Raw genomic sequence first — 19,687 nt, forward strand, 5'->3', positions numbered from 1 at the left:
TTCTTCCCGTTGATTGAACTCGTAATAGGTGAATACTTCCGTCAGCACATCTAACGCCATGGGAGGAGCTATATTGAGCCTCTATCGTGGCGTAAGTTGGGCGACGCTATCGTCTCAAAGATTGAGAGTTTGGTAAGCCGTATTTTTTAATAGTAAGCCGGAGTTTTGGGGGCTTTCGCCAGCCCTTTTACTCCCCTCACACATCTATCTTGAGCCTAAGGCTTACCATACGTTGGAAGACTGCCGATTTGCCATGGCTAAAAGTGGCATTTTATTTGACATTTCGTAACAGGGTTGGATCGGTGGTTTTGAAGAAATTGTCTACAAACGAATGAGCATTGCCCCTGATTTACTGGGTAGGGCTCTTGTATTGTGGCAGCTTGGGATTAGGTATTCGTCATCAAATTTAACATAACGTGACAGGCCTAGATCAGTTCCCGATGCTGGCGAATTTGCAGGGCTTCTATAAAGGCTAGTGCATCGGCGCGGTCAAAAAGATCGGCATTGGGAAAAAGCCGTGTACTGGCGTTGTCAACGAGTTCAGTATCCTGGCCGTGAGGGGCATTCCGCAATGCTTCACTGAGATATCCGAGTGCATCGGTAATAGTCGTTTGCCAGGTGGAGCCATGCAGTAGTGACAGAGGGCAGGCTTCAACCAGTCTGGCGAGCAGCTGCGAGGTCGGTTTGGGAAGTTGGGGGCTTTCGGCGTGGAGGTCGTCACGTAAAAAGACCAGAATACGAGTCAATTGACGCTGCTTAAAATTGCTACCAATGGCGCTATATTCTACGTCATTGAGATGGTGCAATGGCATTTCCTGCCGGCTGGCCAAAGCCATGGTGAACTTACCCTCATAAAACAGCGGAATTATCGACTCACGCGGTTATCTGCGTTTACATGAGGTTAGATCAAGCATTCTGAATAGCAAATGACATTTGTCATTCTTTCGGCGGAGGCTAAACGACATGTCGTATTCGGACAGTTCGGGTCAATTTATCGGCTGGTTTTGTTTAGGTATTTGAAATGAGGGCGAGATCAATGACTCAGAATTCCACATTGTAGAGTAGGATTAAAGTTCCACCACTAAGATCACTGCCGTAATTAATATCCACACCAATTCCAACGTTGTCTAAATATTGGACTTTATTTTGGGTGTTGAAGAGCCAGCCCAGACCAAATTCATAGTAGTGGGAAGTGCCAACGGCACCGCGCAGGTCGCCTCCTAAATCTACTCGGGCCGCCCTCCACCAGATATTTTGCGATTGTCCCAAGAGTGAAAATGGCTTTAAGAGTCGGACACCGGTCGTGGTGTACCAGGCGTCGGGTTTGACGTCGTGAATCAAGTTGCTCTCACCAATGGCCGTTCCGATTAGGTAGTGGTATTGAGTAAAAACCTGCCACTGATAACGTTCCGTGTCGACAGCATATTGTAGCCTTAGAGTTGGCTCGATCATGAGTACATCAATATCTAGGTTGGTGATGAGCTCATCTAAATAGGGTTGTACGACTTGGGACAGCACGGAATTAAAATCCATGCTGTTTTGATAATGCATCCAACTCATGTGCCCGCCAACGCCCATCTGCCAGCGTTCATTGAGATTTAGCGAATAATTTAAGCCCAATCCCGCGGTGTAAAATTCCTCCTGCAAGTCGTCTTTCGGCTGACCTTCGGCGGGAAATAAGTCAACTTCTTGTTGAGATTTTAAATAGGAAAGGCGGGTAACAAGATTTAGTGTGGAATTCCGTTTCCCATCGAAATTGGAGAGCTGTTTATGCCAGGGCAAACTGAATTGAGTTAGGGAATCTCGATAGGTCTTGGATGTTTCGGAGCCTAGCTCCTCAAATTCCGTGTCCAAGTAGGTATTTGGATCAAAGTTCCAAATTCCCAGTTTTATTACTTGATCATCACTCAGTAAGGCTGCTGTTGAGAAGCCTTGGGAAAGAGCATCCCTAACAGTCGTCTCCACTGGTGAGGCGGCATTTGACTCATAAGCAGCAAAAAGCAATGTGACATGAAGAATTCTCTTTGTGGCGAGCTCCATGGCATTTTCCTTCCTTGTTAGTGCCAATATCCTTATTTACTCGTTCTTTTTTTTTCGAAGTCTAATCCATTTCTGCCTAATCCACGAAATCAGATACTGGCTAGCGACCTTTTGTACTGTGTCGGCTACGCAGGTGCTGGATAACGCGGAGTTGCGCTACGGCTTTCATAATTTGATGATGGCTCTCTTCGCGAATGGCAGGAAGTGGCGAGGATTCAAGCAGCGCCTCAGCGTGTTGCTTGGCTTTTAAGGCAGCATCCTGGTCAAGCTCCGAAGAGCGTAGTATCTGATCTGCCAGAACAAAGGCTTTGTGAGGTTGAACTTCCATATATCCTCCAGATACATAGAAGATCTGCTCTACGCCAGTATCGGGCTGAAGTCGAATTTCGCCCGGAGTGAGCTCCGTGAGCAGTGGGGTATGTCCGTTTAAAATACAGACTTCGCCGTAAGATGCTGGCGCGACCAGCTTGGTTCCTTTACCCGAAAAAATCAGGCGCGAAATATCGGCGATTTCGATAGTAAAAGCTTTTGTTCTAGACATTTCCGAACTCGATACAGCGAAACAACATCGGTGAGCTCTGAGAGAGACCAGAAACGGCCGGTCGTAATTTTCGCAGAGCGTGCACTAATGTATGTGATTCTGTTCGGTGGTGCAAAGTTCTCTGTACGTATTATCGAATTCTGCGAGAGAGCAGTCGATTGTAAAGTGCCTTGGGGAGCAGGCGGTGAATCCACAAACGCCGCTTGGCGTCCTGGCCGATGACGTAGTTGGATTTGGGAGAGGGATTGTTAACGATAGCAAGCAATTCTGAGGCGACCTTTTCTGCCGGCAGGCCATCTTGGGCGAATGAAGAAAACTGCTGATGCCTGTGTGTGAACTCAGCGTCTTCCATGTTTACAAAGCGATTGCGGTGCTGAGCCTCTGAGACCGTCAACTTGCTCCAAAACGGTGTGGCAACAACGCCGGGTTGTACGGTGACTAGACGAATGCCTGTTGACTGCCACTCTATCTGAATGGCTCTAGAAAGGCTGTCTAGAGCCGCTTTTGAGGCGCAGTAAGCTGCGGCGTAAACGTCAGGGACCTGGCTGCTAGTGGAGCTGATGTTGATCACTTTACCTTGAGTCCGCGCCAGCAGTGGCATGGCGATACTGGCAATACGCAGTGGGCTAATGGCGTTTAGATTCATCAACTGAAGAGCTTCTTCGCGGGAGATCTCCTCGACAGGAGATGTCAAACTGGTGCCGGCACAATTGATGATGGCGATTAAATCTGCCTCGTCGCTATCAATTCGAGCGACAGCTTCCGCTATAGAATCATCCTGTGTGACGTCAAGAATAAGATCAATACTGTCGTGGCGGACATTATTCTGGCTTGGACGTGCCTGATGGAGACCCGCGTAGACCGTGAATCCGTTTTGGGAAAGCAGTTCGCAAGTGGCTGCACCGATACCCGAGCCTGCACCGGTCACTAGAATTGCCTGGGTCTTCCCTCTCGTATCGGTCGATATTTCAGACATGATCAAAGCTGGCAGTGTTGTATTAATTTAATATCGGCCGGCTGCTCAGGCGTTATTGAGTTCAAGCGGATACTGGGCAAAGGCTCTCCTGGATTGCGGTAGTGAGACATGACGTAAGTTGCCGCGGGATGGGTGACTGCCGGACCAGGGATTGGATGCAGTTGCTCGTCCGGGTTGACTTGCTGATAGCCCCGCCAGACGCCATCACAGACAGTGTAATACGCACAGTCGCGACACGCTTTGGGGTGTTTTTTGCGGGCGAGCTCTACCAGTCGGGTAAACCCGGCAACTTTGGCGCCGAGCAAACCGTTTTTCAGCGCTGTAAGCTTATGTCGGACCAGAGACATTCCCAGAAGGGATACGCTATCGAAAAGCCACGTTAGTGGAGACTTGACCGCACGCCGAATACGGTTGCTGTAATAGTAATTCCAATCATCGGGATCGAAACTCTGTTGATAGAGATTCATCACATGATGTTCGAGTCCAGGTAAAAAGCAGAACGGAATGTACTTAATGCTGAGCGGTGGGAGAGGCGTCGCCACTGACGTAATTGCCTGTGTCAGAGCGTCTCCGGCTTCTCGGTAGGTGACATAGAGTTTAGATTGAGATTGATCAGCTTGGGCAACCGGACTGAACACCGCAAAATGAATACAGCTGAAATGCCGTTCCAGAAACAGTGAGAGTATGGCCTTTACAGAGGATACATTTTCCCCGGTTATAGTGGCGGTGGCGCGACGTCGAACACCGAGAGATTGCAAATTGTCAGCGGCCTGGAGGGCTTTATCGAAACTGCCTTTTATTCCGGTATGGCGGTCATGAGTTGCTGCATCAGGACCGTGAATGGACAGCAGAACGTCGTTAAGGCCGAGTTCTACCAGCGTCCGAGCGTAATTGGGATTCGCTAGTCGCAAGCCGTTGGTAATCAGCGAAATATTGATAAAGCCAATTCTCTTCGCTTCGGCGATTATTTCCTTTAAGTGCAAGCTAACGGTGGGTTCGCCGCCGGTAAATTCCACTTCCGTTGCGCCGAGTGAGCGTAAGTGGTGTAACGTCTGCAGCAGCTCTTCCCGAGAGGGCTCTTTTTCGACGGGTTGGTCGAGTAGCTCTTGATAGTAGCAGAATCCGCAGCGGGCGTTGCAGCGGAACCCCAAGCGAATTTCTCCTCTCTGGGAAAGAGGGGGATTAGGCGTTGTAGGGGATCGCATGGCGTTGTGTTCCCAGAACTTTTGCATAAAGTTCCTGAATGCGTTGACTGTATAAATCCAGGGAGAAGTGTGATTGCAAATGCTGATGAGCGGCTCGGCCCTGACGACTGATGTCCTCGGCGCTCATATTGGCATATTCAGAAAGGCAACTTGCCAGTTCATCGATAGAGCCGGAGGTAAAGAGCCGCCCCGTTTCCCCGTCGATCACTTGTTCCGGAATGCCGCCAATTCTGGCTCCAATGACGGGTTTTCCCATGGCATAGGATTCAAGCACACTCATCGGAGCGTTTTCATACCATTCCGCAGGCAAAACGGTGGCCTTGGCATTTTGCACGGCTTTTTCCAGTTGTTCACCAGATAGGTGCCCAAAAAAGCGAGACTTACATTTGAGTTCCCGTGCGAGGATTTGCAGTTCGTCCCGCTGGGGCCCGTCTCCGGCAAATGCGATGGCAACGCCGGATTTGGCTGCCGCTTTAATAAACGTCGGCAGTCCTTTTTCAGGCGAGAGGCGACCAAAATACAAAAGGTAGTCGTCGTGTTTATCAAACTGTGGCGCGTAGTCGCTGGGCGCAACCCCGTTTGGTATGTGTATAAATTGCTGTCGATCCCATCCCCATTCCACAAGCTTGTCGATGTAAAACTGACAGGGAGAGACGAAGATATCGACACAATTCTTGTAGGATTTCAGCCAGCGATGCACGACGGCTTCCGTTAACGATACCAGGCTGAGTGCCGACGAATTTTTAACACACTTGTTTTTAACGACGCTTTGCAGTCCTCCGTGACGACAATCTTCACACACACCATTCTTGTTGTGCATGTGGTAAGCCGGGCAGGCGAGCTTGAGGTCGTGCAGTGTCATTATGACGGGCAACCCAGCTTGCTTTAGTCGGCTTAAAATCGACGGAGAGATGTGGTGGTAAATGGTGTGGCAGTGACAGATATCCGGCTTTGTGTTTTCAATCAGTTCGCCGATTTTACGTTGAGCTTCGAAAGAATAGATGATCTTCGGCAGCCGCTGCAGTTTTTCAAACAGAGAGTAGTCCTGGCCAAATTCGATTTCGTCGACGAAATACTTGGACCATTCGCTGGGTTTGTTGGCTGGATGATGCATGGCAAAGGGAACTATGTCCCAGCCGGCAGCTTCCAGCATTCGATTGTGGTCAAAATAAACCACTTCCGAGCCGTCACGTCGATAGTAATAGTTGTTGACGCTTAGCAGGCGCGGCATATCAGCGGCTTCCTTCCAGCGACTGGCTGCTTTCCTGTTCCGTCATGAAATCCAGAATGCGTCCGATGATTCGATCGCCGGCTCCGTAGCTGCCATAGATTGGGGGCCACAGGCGATGGTTTTCATTTAAGGCCTGCCGTGTCATGGATACGATCTGATCGGGGTTGAAGCCTGTAATTCGATTAGCGCCGTTTTCCAGCGTGAGGTGACGCTCGGTGTTTTCCCTCAATGTGATACAGGGGACGCCAAGCAGATAGGCTTCTTCTTGTACGCAGCCGCTGTCAGTGACGATAGCGGCGGCATGTTTCTGATAGCCGAGTGCTTCAAGGATCGGCATGGGTAATAGCTGATGGATGCCTGGGTGTAGTTTTTCGAGAAGGTTGTAATCTTTCAGGGCTTGCCGGGTTCTTGGGTGAATCGGAAAGACCAAGCTGCCTACGTCTTCTGCCAACTGATTTAACGCGGTGACGACCTGGGTCATGCGCAGTTTGGATGTCGTGAGTTCGCGACGGTGCAATGTCACAAACAGATAAGGCTTGGCGACCCGTGGACGCGGCAGGCGCGAAGAAAAATCCTGTAGCAGATCGACAGTGGTATTCCCTTCCACAAAAACCCGGCCGCGAATGTCGGGAGATTGCTTGAGCACGTCGTATTCATACTGTGTGTAAGCAAACAACAATTCGGCAACGGCATCGACCATAATCCGATTACGCTCTTCGAGCATGTCGGTGTCTCTGGATCGCAATCCGGCTTCGATATGTGAAAGGGGAATGTCAGCGTACATGGCCGCGAGAGCACCCGCTAGCGACGCTGCAGTGTCACCGTTGACGATGACGTGGGAAATACGGTGTTTCTGGAATCCTTCTTCGAGCCATTTAATCGCAGTACCAATAGAGTAGTTGTCATCAAGTTGTACGCAGGGTTTATATCCCATTTCGCGATAAATCGCATCGCGCATATTGTCTTGAACATGCTGGTTGGTGTGGAAGACTCGAAAGGGGAGCCCGCGCTTTTTCAGCGCTTTTATAATCGAATAGTTCTTAATAATTTCGGGGCGAGTTCCCTGTACAACGGCAATCGTCATTTCAATACTCCCTAATGGCTGCAGAGAATGCTGCAGCTACTGCCCGGTTGCCCGATTCACTGAAATGAACCGGGTCAACATAATGGTCGCGCGTGAGATGTGACAGGTTGACCAGACCTGCCCGCGGACAAGCGGCCACGGCGGTTTTAACAATGTCGTTGTATGTCGATAGCGACGCTGCTGCCTCACGAGAGAAAAAAGCATGCCCATCAGCCCAAATAGGAGGAATCTCTCCGCATAAGATGGTTTTAATTCCGCTGATTGCTAATGTGTCGAGAATTTGTCGGTAGTATTCACCAAAGCTTTCCACGGGCGTTTGATTGCCGACGTCGTTTGTGCCAATCAGTAAGCAGGCGGTGTAGGTATCTTTTATCGCGGGTAAATCGCAGGCGAGCGCAAACCAGAGATCCCGAGCAGTGCGGCCGTTGGCGCTGTGATTGGCAACGGTCCAGACATAGTCAGTGTTTAAATTTAGCTCTCGGACCAGATGCATTGGGTAGCAACAGTAAGTTCTGGCTCCAAATGTCTGGCTGTCACCTAAGCAGACAATCCTTTGGTAATTCATGATGACTGTAACTTCCTGATGTCAGTGTTCGACAGTAAATTTCAATCCAATGTTTGTTTTATCAGCCTGTATGAACGTGTTCGCTGAAAACACTTTCTGTTTTCTCAAAGGCTTAATCGCGTCTGCTGTCGTAGTAAAACTACGATGGCAGTTGCGTTGCAGTCGTCTGCGAAAGACGGGGGGGACGCCGATGCAAGTACTGCGAGACGTTCTCTCCTACAGCGTGGTAAAAAATACGTGGAGATGTTGTCTGAGATGCAAGTCGGCACGCATTCTAACGGAAGATGTTTGAGCCGACTAGCGTTCAGGTCACAATCCATGAAACAGTTTGAAAATTTAACAGTCATATGTGACTTTATCTTCAGTGCAAGTCAAGCCACGTTGTTGAATTGGCCGGAAGCGCCCGGTAGATGACCATTCAGACACCTGTTGTTTCAAGGTTTTTTTGTTTGTGTAAACAAAACTTACATCTATTTTTTATAAGTAATGTCTGGAACTTTTTCTGTTTTTTCTAAGTGAAAACGTCGCCGTATTTGCTGACGTTAAAAGGTTGAGATACTGGTGGGATAAAAGGCCCGATTGCGCCACTGGGCCATGTTTGGGCTGGACAATCTGAGCTATATCGTCTTTTCGCGGCAAGGGGATTTGAGGGATCGATGTGTTACGGTATTTGAAGATATTCAGCTGGTTTTTGCTGACGTTTGGATTGGCAGGTTTTGCTGTCACCGCTTTAGGGTATGCGCAGAACATCGGCAACCAGAACGCGGCGATGCTGTTAATGTTGATACAAGTGTTATGTTCTGGGTTAATTCTTTACGGCTTTAAGTTCAACAGAGAGAAGCGCCTCAGTGATAAGTTATTGATGCACGTCGGTTGGACAATAATCGTAGCGTTATTGATCTTTGGGCAATTTTGGGTAAACGTACACGACATTTCTCTGTAGTCAAAGCCACGCTTCCGCTATCTTTCAGCGCTACCAAACATCTATCTCGGCAGAAACTTGGACGCGTTGTTGAAGACTGTTATCGAGAATGCGCAATAGCGGCATTTCGTCAATGATTAAACCGGATTTGTCGAGGCGCTTGCGATAAAGTACGGCGCCATCCATACCAGAGCGACAGTGGTAGTCTCGAAACAAACCATTGTCATCTTGGCTATAGACAACGAACTTGTCGTCAAGCTCTGCAGACTGGTGCAGAAAGTCAGTGACCTGACGATTGGTCATAGCGTTAAGACGCTGAATATTTGCATCGAGGTCTTCTTGGGTCAGCCCTTCGTTCAGTAACTCATAGGCTGATTGACGAGAGATGGTTCTGATCATCTACGATCTCCACTTGTAAGATACATCGCCCGGGATCGTGGCTATCTCCACTCACCTTACCAAATTTCCTTCCTTAGAACAGTGCCGGCCGACAGAATGTCTGTTGGATTTGAGTAAAGAACTATCAGGGCGGCGAGCCCTGTAGCTCCTGTGTTTGTTCTAATGCCAACTGAGTGTTATCCCTGCTCAGTCTGTTTAATGCCAGAGACCTTGCTCGTTTCTGGCAACATGTGTTTGAGGTTCTGCTACCGCTAAAGCCGCGTTGTGATAAGTAATCACATCATCGAGCTTGGATTGAAAATAGGTCAACGCGATGGACGCCATTTCCAGTCGTTGATGACGCCCCAGATTGATTGGCTCGATGAGGTCTCGGGTAAGCTGATGAATGTGCAGCTCAATGGTCAGTTCTATCGGCTCAAATGACACGTTCAGGGAGTTGGCCAATTGCTCTTTGGTAGAGCGGGAAAGCTCCACGGATACCAAGCCTAAGGAGGCTGAGTCATTGGCTTTTCGAGCGGGTCCGATCACGACGTCTGAAGGGTTCAGAGGGCGTAGTGGGATAATATAGGAACTGGTGAAATCAGGAGCGACACTGAATAGTCGAATCATAGCTTTCTTCCCCGGAGTTACTATAAAAATTGTGCATAGCGGTGAAGCTGTCAAGGAGGAAATCTTCGATATTTTTTGATTGGCGCAAAAAGTTTCTATTGGCGCCGCGGTTAACCTGCCTTCCAAGCCTTCCTATCTCTAGTGTCGTTTTGCCAGTGAATGACACTTTGATACAAAGTGATTCATGTTGATAGATTCTCAGGAAACCTCTGTGACACCTTTTTCGTTAAATGGTTACAGCTGCGAAAGGCAGTTTAAAAAAGTAAGGCCATTAAAAAGCCGACATCACGAAAGTAAGAGGTGAACTATGAAACTCAAGACTTCGATATTAGTTACTGCATTGGTTATGGCTGCCGCCAGTCAGTCTGTGCTGGCCAGCCCTAAGTCTTTCGAAAGCCACGACGAGCATCACCGCGAGCAGGTAGAAGCAAAGCAACACTCCCAGAGAGGGGAGACGCATGAGAAGGAGCGCTCAAGAGATCAGAGAGCGCATTCGAAGGAGGCACATCTTGAAAAGAAGTATCAGCACGAGAGGCATGAACCTGTGAAAAAAGCCTCCCATAACGAAAAGAAGTCCCTCGAAAAGAAACAGTTGTCGCTCTACCTATCCGATGATCGTGTTGGCATCTCGATCAGTCTTGATGAGGAGCAGCGGGAGGTGCCTCGTCACCCGAGAGGTTAGTCCGTCGCAAATTGGCCAAGGGGAGCTCTTCCCTTGGCCATTGGTATCCAATTTAAATGGTGTTATCTGTTTCGCCATAGGGGTAGGTCTTATGGCCGAAGCGGATGACCAAAATCGCGATTGAGACGACGAAAATAGCTGCTGCTAGTCCAACCATACGCCAGGTATCCATGTTTTTCATATCCAATGCCATATAGCGAGCGATGGCGACAATGACGATGTACAGTGGCATCCTGACCGGTAGGCGTCCAGATCGCAGGTAAGAACCGACCATGGCGAGCACTTCCAGGTAGATAAAAAGTAAAAGCAGGTCTGCCAGGTCAACGTGAAGTTTCTCGACGACAACCCAAATTTCCTGTCCCATGGCAATGACGGTCAGAAAGGCAATCAGCATCAGCCCAAAGTTTTCGATGAGGCTTATGATATTGTCGCCTTTGTGCTTTATTCTGTTCATCGCTTCTCCCAACGACAGATAGGCGGATTCTCACGCTCCCAGTTATTGAATGCGGGGGCGTAGGCGCCGAAGATAGATGATTGTTATTGTCAGGGAAGAGTGTAACCGATTGGCCGCGTTGGTGTTCTCTAACTTTGGGGGGATATGCGCTTACTTCGGTGGTTGGGGGTAGAGTCTGAAAGACAGGATATTGCCTGGGCTGGCCGATCGGATAAAATGGGATTTTCTGCGCCATAAATGATGTTGGCAAATTCTCTCGGTGGCTACAAGCTAGGATAATGATGACTGACCCGTTGGATTACCCCCTGCTGTCGAACGAAGAGGCACGCTTAGAGGCGTTGTACCGGCAGGATATCTTGGATTCTGATGCTGAGGTTGCTTTCGATCGTCTTACGGAACTGGCAAAAGTACTTTTTAATGTTCCTATTGCGCTGATCTCCTTTGTGGACCGAAATCGCCAGTGGTTTAAGTCCTGCATTGGTCTTGATGTAAAGGAAACGCCCAGAGAGGTTTCTTTCTGCACTCACGCGATCATCAGCAACGATGTAATGGTGGTGAATGATGCCGAAGCAAGTCCCGCATTCTGCAGTAATCCCTTGGTTACAGGGGCTCCTCATATTCGCTTTTACGCCGGTGCCACTTTGCTTAGCAGCGATGGTTATCCGTTGGGTACGCTTTGTATTATTGACACAGAAGCTCGGACCCAATTCGACAGTGATGATCAGGCGCAGTTACGACGTTTAGCGGAAACCGTTTCTGAATTATTACATTTACGAAGGCGTGCTGTTTCCGTTGCGGATAGAGGAGATGCAAAGAGCGAATTTTTATCGACTATAAGTCATGAAATTCGATCCCCGCTCAATGCAATTGTCGGGGTTTCTGGATTGTTAAAACAGAATATCGATCAGTATGATCAGTCTACTGTCGAAATGATTAAAACGCTGTCTACTTCCGCTGAAAGCCTAATGGATTTGGTTAACGCTGTTCTTGACTTGTCGTCCATTGAAGCGCGTCAAATCGTTTTGGATAAAACCCCATTTTCTCTTGGAAAGCTGTTGCAAGAAGTTGAACGTATTTCTTCCTCTAAAGCGCGTGAGAAGAACCTTACATTTACGGTTGATGCCCATGCTGTTGAAAACCTTTTCTATGAAGGTGATGAATTGAGGTTGCGGCAGGTGATGATTAACCTCATCACAAATGCGATAAAATTCACGGAGCAGGGGGCGATAACGGTCAAAGCAAGTTATCCCGTGGTGAGAGAAAATTCGTCAGATACCTTCGTTGAACTTCAAGTGATTGATACAGGAATTGGGATTCCTAAAGAACGCCTGTCTCATATTTTTCAAAAATTTGGCCAGGTCAATCAGGGTGACCAATATCGTGGGACCGGCCTTGGCCTGCCAATTTCCAATGAGCTTGTGCATTTAATGGGGGGCAAAGTCGAGGTCGAGAGCGCTCCGGGTTTTGGTTCGAAATTTTTTGTATTGCTCCCTAGTGAAAAAATACTTGCTTCTGAAACTTCCGAATCATCTGAAACGAAACGTCAGCCTGTTTTTGGAAAGGGGAAGCGTATTCTGGTGGCCGAAGACTATGAGCCAAATGAGCTCGTTCTAGGATTGATTCTGGAACATTATGGCTACGAGAGTGTTTTCGTTGGTGATGGTTACGGAGTATTGGCTGCACTGGATTCAGAAAAATACGATGCGGTGTTGATGGATATCAATATGCCAAAATTAGATGGCGTAGAAGCGACGAAATTAATCCGCTCTTCAGAAGCCTTGTTTGCGAATATTCCCATTATCGGGATGTCTGGCCACGCTTTTGGGCGTGAAAAGGATGCAGCAATTGCAGCCGGCATGACCGGATACTTGACCAAGCCTGTAACGTCAGACCTTTTGATTCAAACCCTTGGTGAAGTCTTGAACTCTAAAAGCTCCAATTTTTGCGAGGATTAAAAAACCGGTCGAGCGCCGACTGAAACGCTGCACAGGACCGGTTTTATGTCATTGCTAGTGGTGGCGACGGGAACCGCTGCTGAGTACAGGACGCAACAGGGGGTTCAGGGACAGAAGGCGAATGGTGGCGCCTTTTAGTGCTCGGTAGGTAGCTTCGTTGGACGTTTTGGTGAGAAGTTCTTCGACAATGTAATTATCGACCTGCTCGACCTCAATATGATAAGCATTTAAAAAGCCCTTTTCATGAGAGATGTCGAGTATTTTTTGATAACGACCATGAGCGGTAATTAAGGTGTCACCTTCTTCCAGCAATCGTGCTTTTTTCCAGCCTTCCAATGTTCTAAAAGATTGGTTACGAGTTGTTTTAATCGTCATATCTTCTGTAGTCAGCTGTAGATAGCGAGAAATTTTTCGTTTCTCAATATAGGTGACGCGATCAGACACAATTCGATTGTTTCGCAAACAAAAGGATGAAATAGCATCACCGATAGAGAGCGACTGAATGGTTCGCCAGCCGTCTGGGGTGAGCACCTTGGCATCTTCAGCAAAATCCAGTTGTTCTCCATCGGAGATCAGCTTAAATATCGGAAATATGGAAGAGAAATAGGGATGATCTGAACCAAATTCGGTCAGTTTAGGAAAAACATCCCCTAGAGTGTTGAAGTAAGACATAGTATAGACCTCATCAATTCGCCACATCCTGACGGGTAAATACAACAGCAATCCTGCTATTACACACAAGTTGCATGGTTACTCAAAACACTGCGGCTGTCTTCCTATATACGTCTGATGCGTAACATCAGACGCCTAACCTCTCAAAACAGCTTACTTGCTATCAAAAAACCGCCTTTCTGAGCACATTTGAGCATAACGCTTTGAATAATATGGCGTTTGCTCTTACATCCTATGAATTTTCATAGGATGCCTACCCGCTATTCAATGTCATTGTTGTTTATTGTTCACCAAAATTTTGTGAGTTTTGGTGGCTGCTGATTTTAGCGTAGCAGAATGTAGCACTACTTCCACAAAAAGTCACAGGTGTTTTGTAACCTAATTTAAAGTTTATTCTAGTGTGCTTTACCAGGATAGGGGACTTTAGGTGGATGTTTTTTAAATCCTCGATTATCCCTGTCTAAAATGGGGTAACCGGGTAGTAGGCTGTTATCCATGCGGGCTGCTTATGGAAATAATGAAAACAATGCCAAAAGTCTGTCTGGTTATATTTTTTTCTCTTGGCAGCTAGCTGTCGATAATGTTTTGAGTTGGCAAGTAAGCGCCAGCTTACTGTTTTATGGCCGTTGAGAGGCGAAATTTACAGGCTGTATTCGGTGGAGCTTGAACAAACTGTTGGTGACATTCAATCAACTCAAAAGAAATCTCCAGTCGTTTGGTCGCATGCTGGCCCGCGCGCTAGGGAAGAACAGAGATCTTAACATCGATAATCCCGTGATCTGTGTCGCCGATGGACTTAAATGCTGACTGGGTTAAGTCGATAATTCGACCCTTTACGAATGGCCCTCGGTCATTGATGACGACGGTAACACTTTTGCCGTTGTTTACATTGGTTACTTTTACCTTGGTTCCGAATGGCAGTTTGCGATGGGCAGCAGTTTTCGCTTTATTGTCAAACCGTTCGCCGCTGGCAGTGAGTCTTGACTGATACTTGCTGGCATAAAAGGAGGCTTCTCCTTTCTGCGAATAGCCCTGCCATTTCGCGTTTGTTGCTCCGTGGCTGAGATTAAACAGAAATAAACAGATAGGGAACATAATCCATGAAACACGTTTGCTGTTCATTGGCATGGTTTTGTGCCACTCCTTTTGATGTGGTTCCACGTGATTGGTTTAATGGTATTCGGAGCAAGACAAAATTCAGATCTGGAATTCTGCTCAAATAAACCCAATGCTATGAGATTCTTGCCATTATGTACTATATATACTATTTAAGGCGCTACCGGTAAGCCGTATTAATAACCGAGGATATAAGAATGGGATTCCATAAATCAATAAAAAACCCATGGATCGTTTTCCCTGCGGCCCTTATCGTTTTTGTCTTGGTAGCCGTAAATGTTCTAATTTTCACGAAAGGTAGCCTTGCAAAAGAGAGTAAAAGTTCAGCTGCGTCCAATCGTTCTTCTGTTGTCTCCTATATGGATGCTGTGGATTTGTGCGTACAAAAAACACGCAAGGATTTAGGATCAAAATACCTACGTCACCAGCTGTCTGATCGTTCTTCGTACTTTGATGAATCGTCAGAAAAATATCGCATTGCGTTAAACGTGGATAAAGGGACTTATGCGTCTCACGAGTCGATTACCACTCACTGCGTTGTACCTTATCGACGTTTTGCCGTTACCGATTTTGAGGAGCTTGATAAGGATGGTGGTTCAGGCGGCTCAGCCAGTGCGATTGCGTCCAGTTTTAATAAAAGGTCGAAAAACTCATCGGACGACGAATGAAGCCCCAGTACGACATCGATTTGGCGTTTGTCACTGCCCCAGTGAATGCGCCAGTTTCCAACCACTCAGAAATGCTGCCTCGACTCGGCCGCCAAGGCACCAATCTCCGCAAGCGGCCAGATGTTGTGGCTCGTTTATGATAAAAGGTGCGCCGATCGCCTTGTTAACCTTGGCGTAGCGCCAGCGATGAGTCGATACCAGTATTAGTTGGCCCTCATCAATGCCCATCTGTCTGGCCGCTTCCTGGGTTATATCCATGCAACTTGTGTGGATATCTTGATCAATATGCTCCAAAGACCACTGTTCAGTGGCATGTAGAACAAAGTTCTCATCGGCTGATCTACCAGGCTTTGTACTGTTGACTGAGATCCAGTCTATAAAGGAGTTTTGGGGGCGGGCGGCTTGCCAGGAAAATCCCATTCGCGCTCTTGTTTTCACCATGGCGCAAAGGCAAGGGGCTATGGATACCTCAGTCATCGTCTGCCGCAAAAGGGTTGATTTGTCGCCTAAGAGCTCTATGGCCTGGGCGGCGGGGATTGCGCAAATCAGCCAGTCAAATTCGGAAACCTGTCTGCCAGACTCAAGCCGGATCGTCCACTTCGATGAAGCTCTTTCAATGTCGACCACTTTGTCAGAGAGGCTAAGTTCCGTGTTTTTCAGAAGCTCTTTGATCAGGCCGTTCATTCCCGGTGTTGCGACATAGTGGGGATCTGACCAACGTTTCTCACTGATCAGTCTACCTTGGTCTAATTCGGCAATAACAGGGTCCCACTGTTGGCAGATGCCAGAGCTGATTCCTTGATCAACTACGGACTGAAGCTCAGGGCTGCGAACGGTGAAATATTGGGCGCCGTGATCATAGATGCCGCTATCGGTACGGCGGGAGCTCATGCGTCCACCAGCGCCTCTGGCTTTATCGAAAACAGTGACTTTGCACGATTTGGAGAAGTAATTGGCGGCGGCTGCTCCAGCCATACCCGCACCGATAATGGCAATTTTGGTCATTGATATATTTCCGCGATCAGCAGTGATATGAGGACAATCCCTGTAACCAAAGTTCGTATTCGGAAGTAACTGGCGGATATCACCTTTGCTTTTAGCAGTAACCCGTCAATAAGCCAGAGAATCACCAGAACGATCGAAACGGCGACGAGGAGCCATTGGGGTATAAGCAGGGCGCAGAACCAAAGTGCGAGCGCCAGCAGGTTGCTGGCGATGGCTAGGCGTTGGCTTATGGCGTTGGTTGTGTGTAGATGTTGGCCCCAATGAACGCCAGCCATAAATGACCCGATGACCACGCCGTAAAGAGCGACCAGTGGCTGAAGTCGGCCTAAATATGGCAGAGAGTCAACACCGAATAGAAGCAATACAGCACTTCCGGCGAAAGGAATAGCCCCAAAAAGTGGTAGAAATTTCTGGAGAGCTTCGCGGTTCATAGCTAAAAAAAGAGTGTTATACAGACCTTGTTTATACGTTGGATATCGAGAAATAGATGATTTCTAAAGACAATGTTGACATATCTTTGATACAAGCGTTAACGAATACAGGCGCTGGTTAAGATTCATCAATAGATCGGAACTCCCCATCTGACTACGAGTCTTTGATTGTGAACAGAGCTTTTGTGGAGCACATCAGTCGTCGCTATAAGAACCGGTGTAAGGGTTGGGTCTGAGATGGCGCTGAATGCATCCCAAGCGAGAAAAGGAATAATTATTTTTCGTCGTGGAGCAACAAAACAATGAAAACGCAGTGGTTGTTACTGGCCTCCTATTGTGAGCTGCCAAATACCACTTTCATTTGAAACCCATTTTTGCTTTAAGGATACCTCTTATGGCTAAGCTGTCTTCACACAACGTTTCTATGGCCGTTACAGCGCCTGGTTCAATTCAGCAGTATGGTGCTTCCCGTGCCGAGCATCATTATGATGTCGAAATCTCTGGGTTTTGTCGTCGAGCCTATGGTTTAAGGGCCATGCGTATGGGGGCAGAGTATCCTCCTTTGCTGATTGAAGCAGACCTGGTGGAGGATATATCTCTGCGAGAAGCGCTTTCACTTCTGGCGGGGGCGCCGCTGCCTGATTTAACTGAAGAGTTTTATCCTCAGGCGGTTACGGGCACTTTAGTCAGCAAACCGGTTGAAGGTCTCGCTGAAGGCGACAGAAGGCTGCCGCTGGAGGTGTTGTTGACGATATCTCTGCATCGCGGAGTCGCCTATTTGTACGAAGGCGGTATCGCTTTAATACAAGAAAAAGGTGAAAAACCCTTTGTTACTCGGTTTGAGCGGGAACAGTTGCGAAAATATCACGCATAAATATATGGCCGTTCGGTTTAAGGTGAATGTCGGGGCTTTTTAAAAAAGTCATGACGTTCACCGACGCCTATCGCTCTTTCGTTGGCTCACAGTCGTTTATCGTCATTACCTCGGGAATATAGGCGTAATCATCTCCTTTCACCTCCAAAATGGATTTCGACCATTCATTCTTCGATTAATCGTTTAAAGGTTATCGTTCATCTCTAGCCTTGATTTCAAAGACTTTGTACCCTTGCTTTTGCGACCCATAGCCTGACAGTCTACCTTTGTCGATTAACATCGAATTAACGACTCAATCATTGTGGCCAAGATTTGCCAGTTTCGGCGTGAATGGACTAGGTCAGCTCGGACCAAAATAAACAGCCACTCGGGAAGCTGAATTCAGTTGCTGTTACGGGAAGCGCAATGCAAAAATAACCGAACAACAGAATTTGCTGAATAAATAAGCAATGTAAACGATTGCGGCATGAGTAATTATTAAGAGCTTCTATATGGGATCGGATGTCCAATGACTGGAAAATATTTAATTATTTCAGCTCCATCAAGTGGCAGTGGTAAAACACTATTAACCGCTGGGCTTTGTATTGCTCTGCAGAGGCAAAATGTCAAGCTTACGGTGTTCAAAACGGGGCCAGATTATCTTGACCCCATGTTTATTCGGCAGTCAACGGGTATTGAGGTTCGTCATCTTGATCACTGGATGATGTCGGAAGAGGAAATTGCCAGTGAGCTGTTTAAAGCTGGTGAATCTTCGGATTTGGTATTGATTGAAGGTGTGATGGGATTGCATGACGGTGAGTTCTCGACCGCTCGTCTGGCGAAAACTTATGATATTCCCGTCGCCATTGTTATCAATGCTTCCTCTATGGCTCAGACTTTCGGTGCATTGGTTTTCGGGCTGGCAAACTTTGATCCCGATGTTCGAGTTGTAGCAGCGATCGCCAATCGGGTGGGAAGCCGTCGACATGGGCAAATGTTGGAAGAAAGTGTTCAAAACCCTGTGAGTTATTTGGGGTGGATCGAGCGTGATGAACAGCTCACTGTTCCTGAGCGACACCTTGGGATTCATGCGCGTAGCCAAGAATCGTCCTCGGCTGTGGCGCAGGTGATGTCGGACAAAGTCGAAGGTTGGATTGATTCTCTGATGGAGCTGGCTTCCCCCTCCATCAGGCGCCCATCCTTACACCTTCAGATGAAAGGCGGGAAGTCCGGGGCTTTGGCTGGGAAGGTTATCGCTGTTGCCAAGGACGATGCTTTCTCGTTTTTGTATCCAGCTAATGTCGACTTTCTAATGGGGTGTGGCGCAGAAATAGTCTATTTTTCTCCCGTCGCGGATGATCCCTTACCAAGCTGTGACGCACTCTATCTTCCGGGAGGTTATCCAGAAACTTACGCGGATAACCTTGCCGCGGCTCATCAGTCTGCCGTAGGTATTCGGGGGCACATCGATGCGGGCAAGCCCTGTGTGGCGGAATGCGGTGGTATGCTGTATTTGTTGGGCTCGCTTGGATGGGGAGAGAAAAACTGGAGCATGTTAGGCTTGTTGCCGGGTGCTGCACTGGTGGGCGAACGTTTAAGTAACATCGGCTATCAGGGGTTGCCCGAATCGCCTCTGCGCGGTCACACATTTCACTATGCGAGTGTCAAAGAGGACAATCCGGACTCATACGCTGTGACGTCTCGAGGCGCAGAAGGAGAGCCTATCTACCGCTATAAAAAAACGATTGCATCATTTGTGCATTGGTATTTTCCGTCTGATCCAGAACAAATCATTACCTGGTTTTCTGCTTGAGCTGACGTTGTCGGATGTCCGTGGCAGTTCTACTCTTTTATGATTTCTTGAATCAGGACATAAGGGCGAAGAACAATACTCCAAAAGTCCTGCTGGTCCTCGTGCCATTTACGTGCTTGATCGTCGGTAACCTCAGAGAGTGAGCCATTGTTTAGCCAAGAGCTAACTTGATCGGTTCGGTCTTGTTTGAGGGCGAGTGCAACCTTGAGTAAATCCAATTTGGCGCTCACGTAACGCAGTTGCCCTGCCGCAAAAAACCTCTCCAGCTCATGCCAAGAAATTTTACCGGCTTCCTGATTCAAAAGTTGTAATTGCTGTTGATCAGTCAGTTTTGGTGTCTCTGTCATCGTAGGGTCCCGTGTTATCGCGGGCAAGGATGCCTGAAACTGAACGGAAATCAAGCCCGTAAAACGGGAATCCACCGAAACTGTTGAAGGTAAATCAGGAGGGGAAGTAGCAGGCGTGC

At 47.9% G+C, this 19,687-nt stretch carries 22 protein-coding genes; 6 read left to right on the top strand and 16 right to left on the bottom strand.

Annotation, left to right across the window (positions count from 1 at the left end; all coding sequences use genetic code 11):
• Positions 1 to 425: 425 nt before the first annotated feature.
• From ACXAFR_RS19285 to ACXAFR_RS19320, 8 genes are all read right to left on the bottom strand, one after another.
• Positions 426 to 836 carry a hypothetical protein gene (locus tag ACXAFR_RS19285; RefSeq protein WP_475179785.1) on the bottom strand — a complete coding sequence of 137 codons (411 nt, stop codon included), beginning with the start codon at positions 834 to 836 and terminating at the stop codon, positions 426 to 428.
• Positions 837 to 1,041: 205 nt separating this feature from the next.
• Positions 1,042 to 2,040: a Solitary outer membrane autotransporter beta-barrel domain gene (locus ACXAFR_RS19290; RefSeq protein WP_475179788.1), complete on the bottom strand. Its 999-nt coding sequence runs from the start codon at positions 2,038 to 2,040 to the stop codon at positions 1,042 to 1,044.
• Positions 2,041 to 2,140: 100 nt separating this feature from the next.
• Entirely contained in the window at positions 2,141 to 2,581 is a 441-nt protein-coding gene (gene atpC, locus ACXAFR_RS19295; protein ID WP_475179789.1) for an ATP synthase F1 subunit epsilon, read from the bottom strand.
• A gap of 130 nt (positions 2,582 to 2,711) precedes the next feature.
• Complete coding sequence (locus tag ACXAFR_RS19300) at positions 2,712 to 3,557, bottom strand: SDR family NAD(P)-dependent oxidoreductase (RefSeq protein ID WP_475179790.1); 846 nt, start codon at positions 3,555 to 3,557, stop codon at positions 2,712 to 2,714.
• A gap of 2 nt (positions 3,558 to 3,559) precedes the next feature.
• On the bottom strand, positions 3,560 to 4,762 hold the full coding sequence (locus tag ACXAFR_RS19305; RefSeq protein WP_475179793.1) for a radical SAM protein: 1,203 nt from the start codon (positions 4,760 to 4,762) through the stop codon (positions 3,560 to 3,562).
• Positions 4,740 to 5,993: a glycosyltransferase family 4 protein gene (locus ACXAFR_RS19310; RefSeq protein ID WP_475179795.1), complete on the bottom strand. Its 1,254-nt coding sequence runs from the start codon at positions 5,991 to 5,993 to the stop codon at positions 4,740 to 4,742. Before ACXAFR_RS19310 ends, ACXAFR_RS19305 begins: the two co-directional genes overlap by 23 nt.
• A 1-nt stretch (position 5,994) precedes the next feature.
• Positions 5,995 to 7,077, bottom strand: a complete 1,083-nt coding sequence (gene wecB, locus ACXAFR_RS19315) for a non-hydrolyzing UDP-N-acetylglucosamine 2-epimerase (RefSeq protein WP_475179796.1) — start codon at positions 7,075 to 7,077, stop codon at positions 5,995 to 5,997.
• A gap of 1 nt (position 7,078) precedes the next feature.
• Positions 7,079 to 7,642, bottom strand: a complete 564-nt coding sequence (locus ACXAFR_RS19320) for an SGNH/GDSL hydrolase family protein (protein WP_475179799.1) — start codon at positions 7,640 to 7,642, stop codon at positions 7,079 to 7,081.
• A gap of 658 nt (positions 7,643 to 8,300) precedes the next feature.
• On the opposite strand from ACXAFR_RS19320, the gene ACXAFR_RS19325 reads away from it, so the two are divergent.
• Complete coding sequence (locus ACXAFR_RS19325) at positions 8,301 to 8,585, top strand: hypothetical protein (RefSeq protein WP_475179800.1); 285 nt, start codon at positions 8,301 to 8,303, stop codon at positions 8,583 to 8,585.
• A 30-nt stretch (positions 8,586 to 8,615) separates the two neighbouring features.
• On the opposite strand, the gene ACXAFR_RS19330 is transcribed toward ACXAFR_RS19325, so the two are convergent.
• The gene (locus ACXAFR_RS19330; protein WP_475179802.1) at positions 8,616 to 8,963 is read right to left on the bottom strand and encodes a hypothetical protein; all 348 of its coding nucleotides are present in this window, start codon (positions 8,961 to 8,963) and stop codon (positions 8,616 to 8,618) included.
• A 195-nt stretch (positions 8,964 to 9,158) separates the two neighbouring features.
• Positions 9,159 to 9,572: a hypothetical protein gene (locus ACXAFR_RS19335; RefSeq protein ID WP_475179804.1), complete on the bottom strand. Its 414-nt coding sequence runs from the start codon at positions 9,570 to 9,572 to the stop codon at positions 9,159 to 9,161.
• Positions 9,573 to 9,879: 307 nt separating this feature from the next.
• Between ACXAFR_RS19335 and ACXAFR_RS19340 the strand changes: the two genes are divergently transcribed.
• The gene (locus ACXAFR_RS19340; RefSeq protein ID WP_475179805.1) at positions 9,880 to 10,254 is read left to right on the top strand and encodes a hypothetical protein; all 375 of its coding nucleotides are present in this window, start codon (positions 9,880 to 9,882) and stop codon (positions 10,252 to 10,254) included.
• Positions 10,255 to 10,306: 52 nt separating this feature from the next.
• On the opposite strand, the gene ACXAFR_RS19345 is transcribed toward ACXAFR_RS19340, so the two are convergent.
• On the bottom strand, positions 10,307 to 10,708 hold the full coding sequence (locus tag ACXAFR_RS19345; protein WP_475179808.1) for a phosphate-starvation-inducible protein PsiE: 402 nt from the start codon (positions 10,706 to 10,708) through the stop codon (positions 10,307 to 10,309).
• 278 nt (positions 10,709 to 10,986) lie between these two features.
• Here ACXAFR_RS19345 and ACXAFR_RS19350 point away from each other — a divergent pair, with 278 nt between their 5' ends.
• Entirely contained in the window at positions 10,987 to 12,663 is a 1,677-nt protein-coding gene (locus ACXAFR_RS19350) for a hybrid sensor histidine kinase/response regulator (RefSeq protein WP_475179810.1), read from the top strand.
• Between the two features lie 54 nt (positions 12,664 to 12,717).
• On the opposite strand, the gene ACXAFR_RS19355 is transcribed toward ACXAFR_RS19350, so the two are convergent.
• Entirely contained in the window at positions 12,718 to 13,335 is a 618-nt protein-coding gene (locus tag ACXAFR_RS19355; RefSeq protein WP_475179811.1) for a polymorphic toxin-type HINT domain-containing protein, read from the bottom strand.
• A 738-nt stretch (positions 13,336 to 14,073) separates the two neighbouring features.
• Positions 14,074 to 14,463, bottom strand: a complete 390-nt coding sequence (locus ACXAFR_RS19360) for a septal ring lytic transglycosylase RlpA family protein (protein WP_475179814.1) — start codon at positions 14,461 to 14,463, stop codon at positions 14,074 to 14,076.
• 185 nt (positions 14,464 to 14,648) lie between these two features.
• Between ACXAFR_RS19360 and ACXAFR_RS19365 the strand changes: the two genes are divergently transcribed.
• Entirely contained in the window at positions 14,649 to 15,119 is a 471-nt protein-coding gene (locus ACXAFR_RS19365) for a hypothetical protein (RefSeq protein WP_475179816.1), read from the top strand.
• Between the two features lie 30 nt (positions 15,120 to 15,149).
• Here the strand turns inward: ACXAFR_RS19365 and ACXAFR_RS19370 are convergent, their stop codons facing one another.
• Together ACXAFR_RS19370 and ACXAFR_RS19375 are read right to left on the bottom strand one after the other, a co-directional pair.
• Positions 15,150 to 16,124: an NAD(P)/FAD-dependent oxidoreductase gene (locus ACXAFR_RS19370; RefSeq protein ID WP_475179817.1), complete on the bottom strand. Its 975-nt coding sequence runs from the start codon at positions 16,122 to 16,124 to the stop codon at positions 15,150 to 15,152.
• Positions 16,121 to 16,555, bottom strand: coding sequence for a DUF3429 domain-containing protein (locus tag ACXAFR_RS19375; protein ID WP_475179819.1), 435 nt, complete (start codon positions 16,553 to 16,555; stop codon positions 16,121 to 16,123). The genes ACXAFR_RS19370 and ACXAFR_RS19375 overlap by 4 nt, the downstream gene beginning before the upstream one ends.
• A gap of 394 nt (positions 16,556 to 16,949) precedes the next feature.
• Here ACXAFR_RS19375 and ACXAFR_RS19380 point away from each other — a divergent pair, with 394 nt between their 5' ends.
• On the top strand, positions 16,950 to 17,429 hold the full coding sequence (locus ACXAFR_RS19380; RefSeq protein WP_475179820.1) for a hypothetical protein: 480 nt from the start codon (positions 16,950 to 16,952) through the stop codon (positions 17,427 to 17,429).
• Positions 17,430 to 17,937: 508 nt separating this feature from the next.
• On the top strand, positions 17,938 to 19,221 hold the full coding sequence (locus ACXAFR_RS19385; RefSeq protein ID WP_475179822.1) for a cobyrinate a,c-diamide synthase: 1,284 nt from the start codon (positions 17,938 to 17,940) through the stop codon (positions 19,219 to 19,221).
• A gap of 29 nt (positions 19,222 to 19,250) precedes the next feature.
• Here ACXAFR_RS19385 and ACXAFR_RS19390 read toward each other — a convergent pair whose 3' ends face one another.
• Complete coding sequence (locus tag ACXAFR_RS19390) at positions 19,251 to 19,643, bottom strand: DUF2288 domain-containing protein (protein ID WP_475179823.1); 393 nt, start codon at positions 19,641 to 19,643, stop codon at positions 19,251 to 19,253.
• Positions 19,644 to 19,687: the final 44 nt, after the last annotated feature.

This window comes from Pseudomaricurvus sp. ABR4_320 (assembly GCF_056159445.1).

What these genes read in the sequence shown, in the direction of transcription:
- ACXAFR_RS19285 (WP_475179785.1), bottom strand. Translation starts at nt 836, where the DNA reads ATGGCTTTGGCCAGCCGGCAGGAAATGCCATTGCACCATCTCAATGAC.
- ACXAFR_RS19290 (WP_475179788.1), bottom strand. Translation starts at nt 2,040, where the DNA reads ATGGAGCTCGCCACAAAGAGAATTCTTCATGTCACATTGCTTTTTGCT.
- atpC (WP_475179789.1), bottom strand. Translation starts at nt 2,581, where the DNA reads ATGTCTAGAACAAAAGCTTTTACTATCGAAATCGCCGATATTTCGCGC.
- ACXAFR_RS19300 (WP_475179790.1), bottom strand. Translation starts at nt 3,557, where the DNA reads ATGTCTGAAATATCGACCGATACGAGAGGGAAGACCCAGGCAATTCTA.
- ACXAFR_RS19305 (WP_475179793.1), bottom strand. Translation starts at nt 4,762, where the DNA reads ATGCGATCCCCTACAACGCCTAATCCCCCTCTTTCCCAGAGAGGAGAA.
- ACXAFR_RS19310 (WP_475179795.1), bottom strand. Translation starts at nt 5,993, where the DNA reads ATGCCGCGCCTGCTAAGCGTCAACAACTATTACTATCGACGTGACGGC.
- wecB (WP_475179796.1), bottom strand. Translation starts at nt 7,077, where the DNA reads ATGACGATTGCCGTTGTACAGGGAACTCGCCCCGAAATTATTAAGAAC.
- ACXAFR_RS19320 (WP_475179799.1), bottom strand. Translation starts at nt 7,642, where the DNA reads ATGAATTACCAAAGGATTGTCTGCTTAGGTGACAGCCAGACATTTGGA.
- ACXAFR_RS19330 (WP_475179802.1), bottom strand. Translation starts at nt 8,963, where the DNA reads ATGATCAGAACCATCTCTCGTCAATCAGCCTATGAGTTACTGAACGAA.
- ACXAFR_RS19335 (WP_475179804.1), bottom strand. Translation starts at nt 9,572, where the DNA reads ATGATTCGACTATTCAGTGTCGCTCCTGATTTCACCAGTTCCTATATT.
- ACXAFR_RS19340 (WP_475179805.1), top strand. Translation starts at nt 9,880, where the DNA reads ATGAAACTCAAGACTTCGATATTAGTTACTGCATTGGTTATGGCTGCC.
- ACXAFR_RS19345 (WP_475179808.1), bottom strand. Translation starts at nt 10,708, where the DNA reads ATGAACAGAATAAAGCACAAAGGCGACAATATCATAAGCCTCATCGAA.
- ACXAFR_RS19350 (WP_475179810.1), top strand. Translation starts at nt 10,987, where the DNA reads ATGATGACTGACCCGTTGGATTACCCCCTGCTGTCGAACGAAGAGGCA.
- ACXAFR_RS19355 (WP_475179811.1), bottom strand. Translation starts at nt 13,335, where the DNA reads ATGTCTTACTTCAACACTCTAGGGGATGTTTTTCCTAAACTGACCGAA.
- ACXAFR_RS19360 (WP_475179814.1), bottom strand. Translation starts at nt 14,463, where the DNA reads ATGCCAATGAACAGCAAACGTGTTTCATGGATTATGTTCCCTATCTGT.
- ACXAFR_RS19365 (WP_475179816.1), top strand. Translation starts at nt 14,649, where the DNA reads ATGGGATTCCATAAATCAATAAAAAACCCATGGATCGTTTTCCCTGCG.
- ACXAFR_RS19370 (WP_475179817.1), bottom strand. Translation starts at nt 16,124, where the DNA reads ATGACCAAAATTGCCATTATCGGTGCGGGTATGGCTGGAGCAGCCGCC.
- ACXAFR_RS19375 (WP_475179819.1), bottom strand. Translation starts at nt 16,555, where the DNA reads ATGAACCGCGAAGCTCTCCAGAAATTTCTACCACTTTTTGGGGCTATT.
- ACXAFR_RS19380 (WP_475179820.1), top strand. Translation starts at nt 16,950, where the DNA reads ATGGCTAAGCTGTCTTCACACAACGTTTCTATGGCCGTTACAGCGCCT.
- ACXAFR_RS19385 (WP_475179822.1), top strand. Translation starts at nt 17,938, where the DNA reads ATGACTGGAAAATATTTAATTATTTCAGCTCCATCAAGTGGCAGTGGT.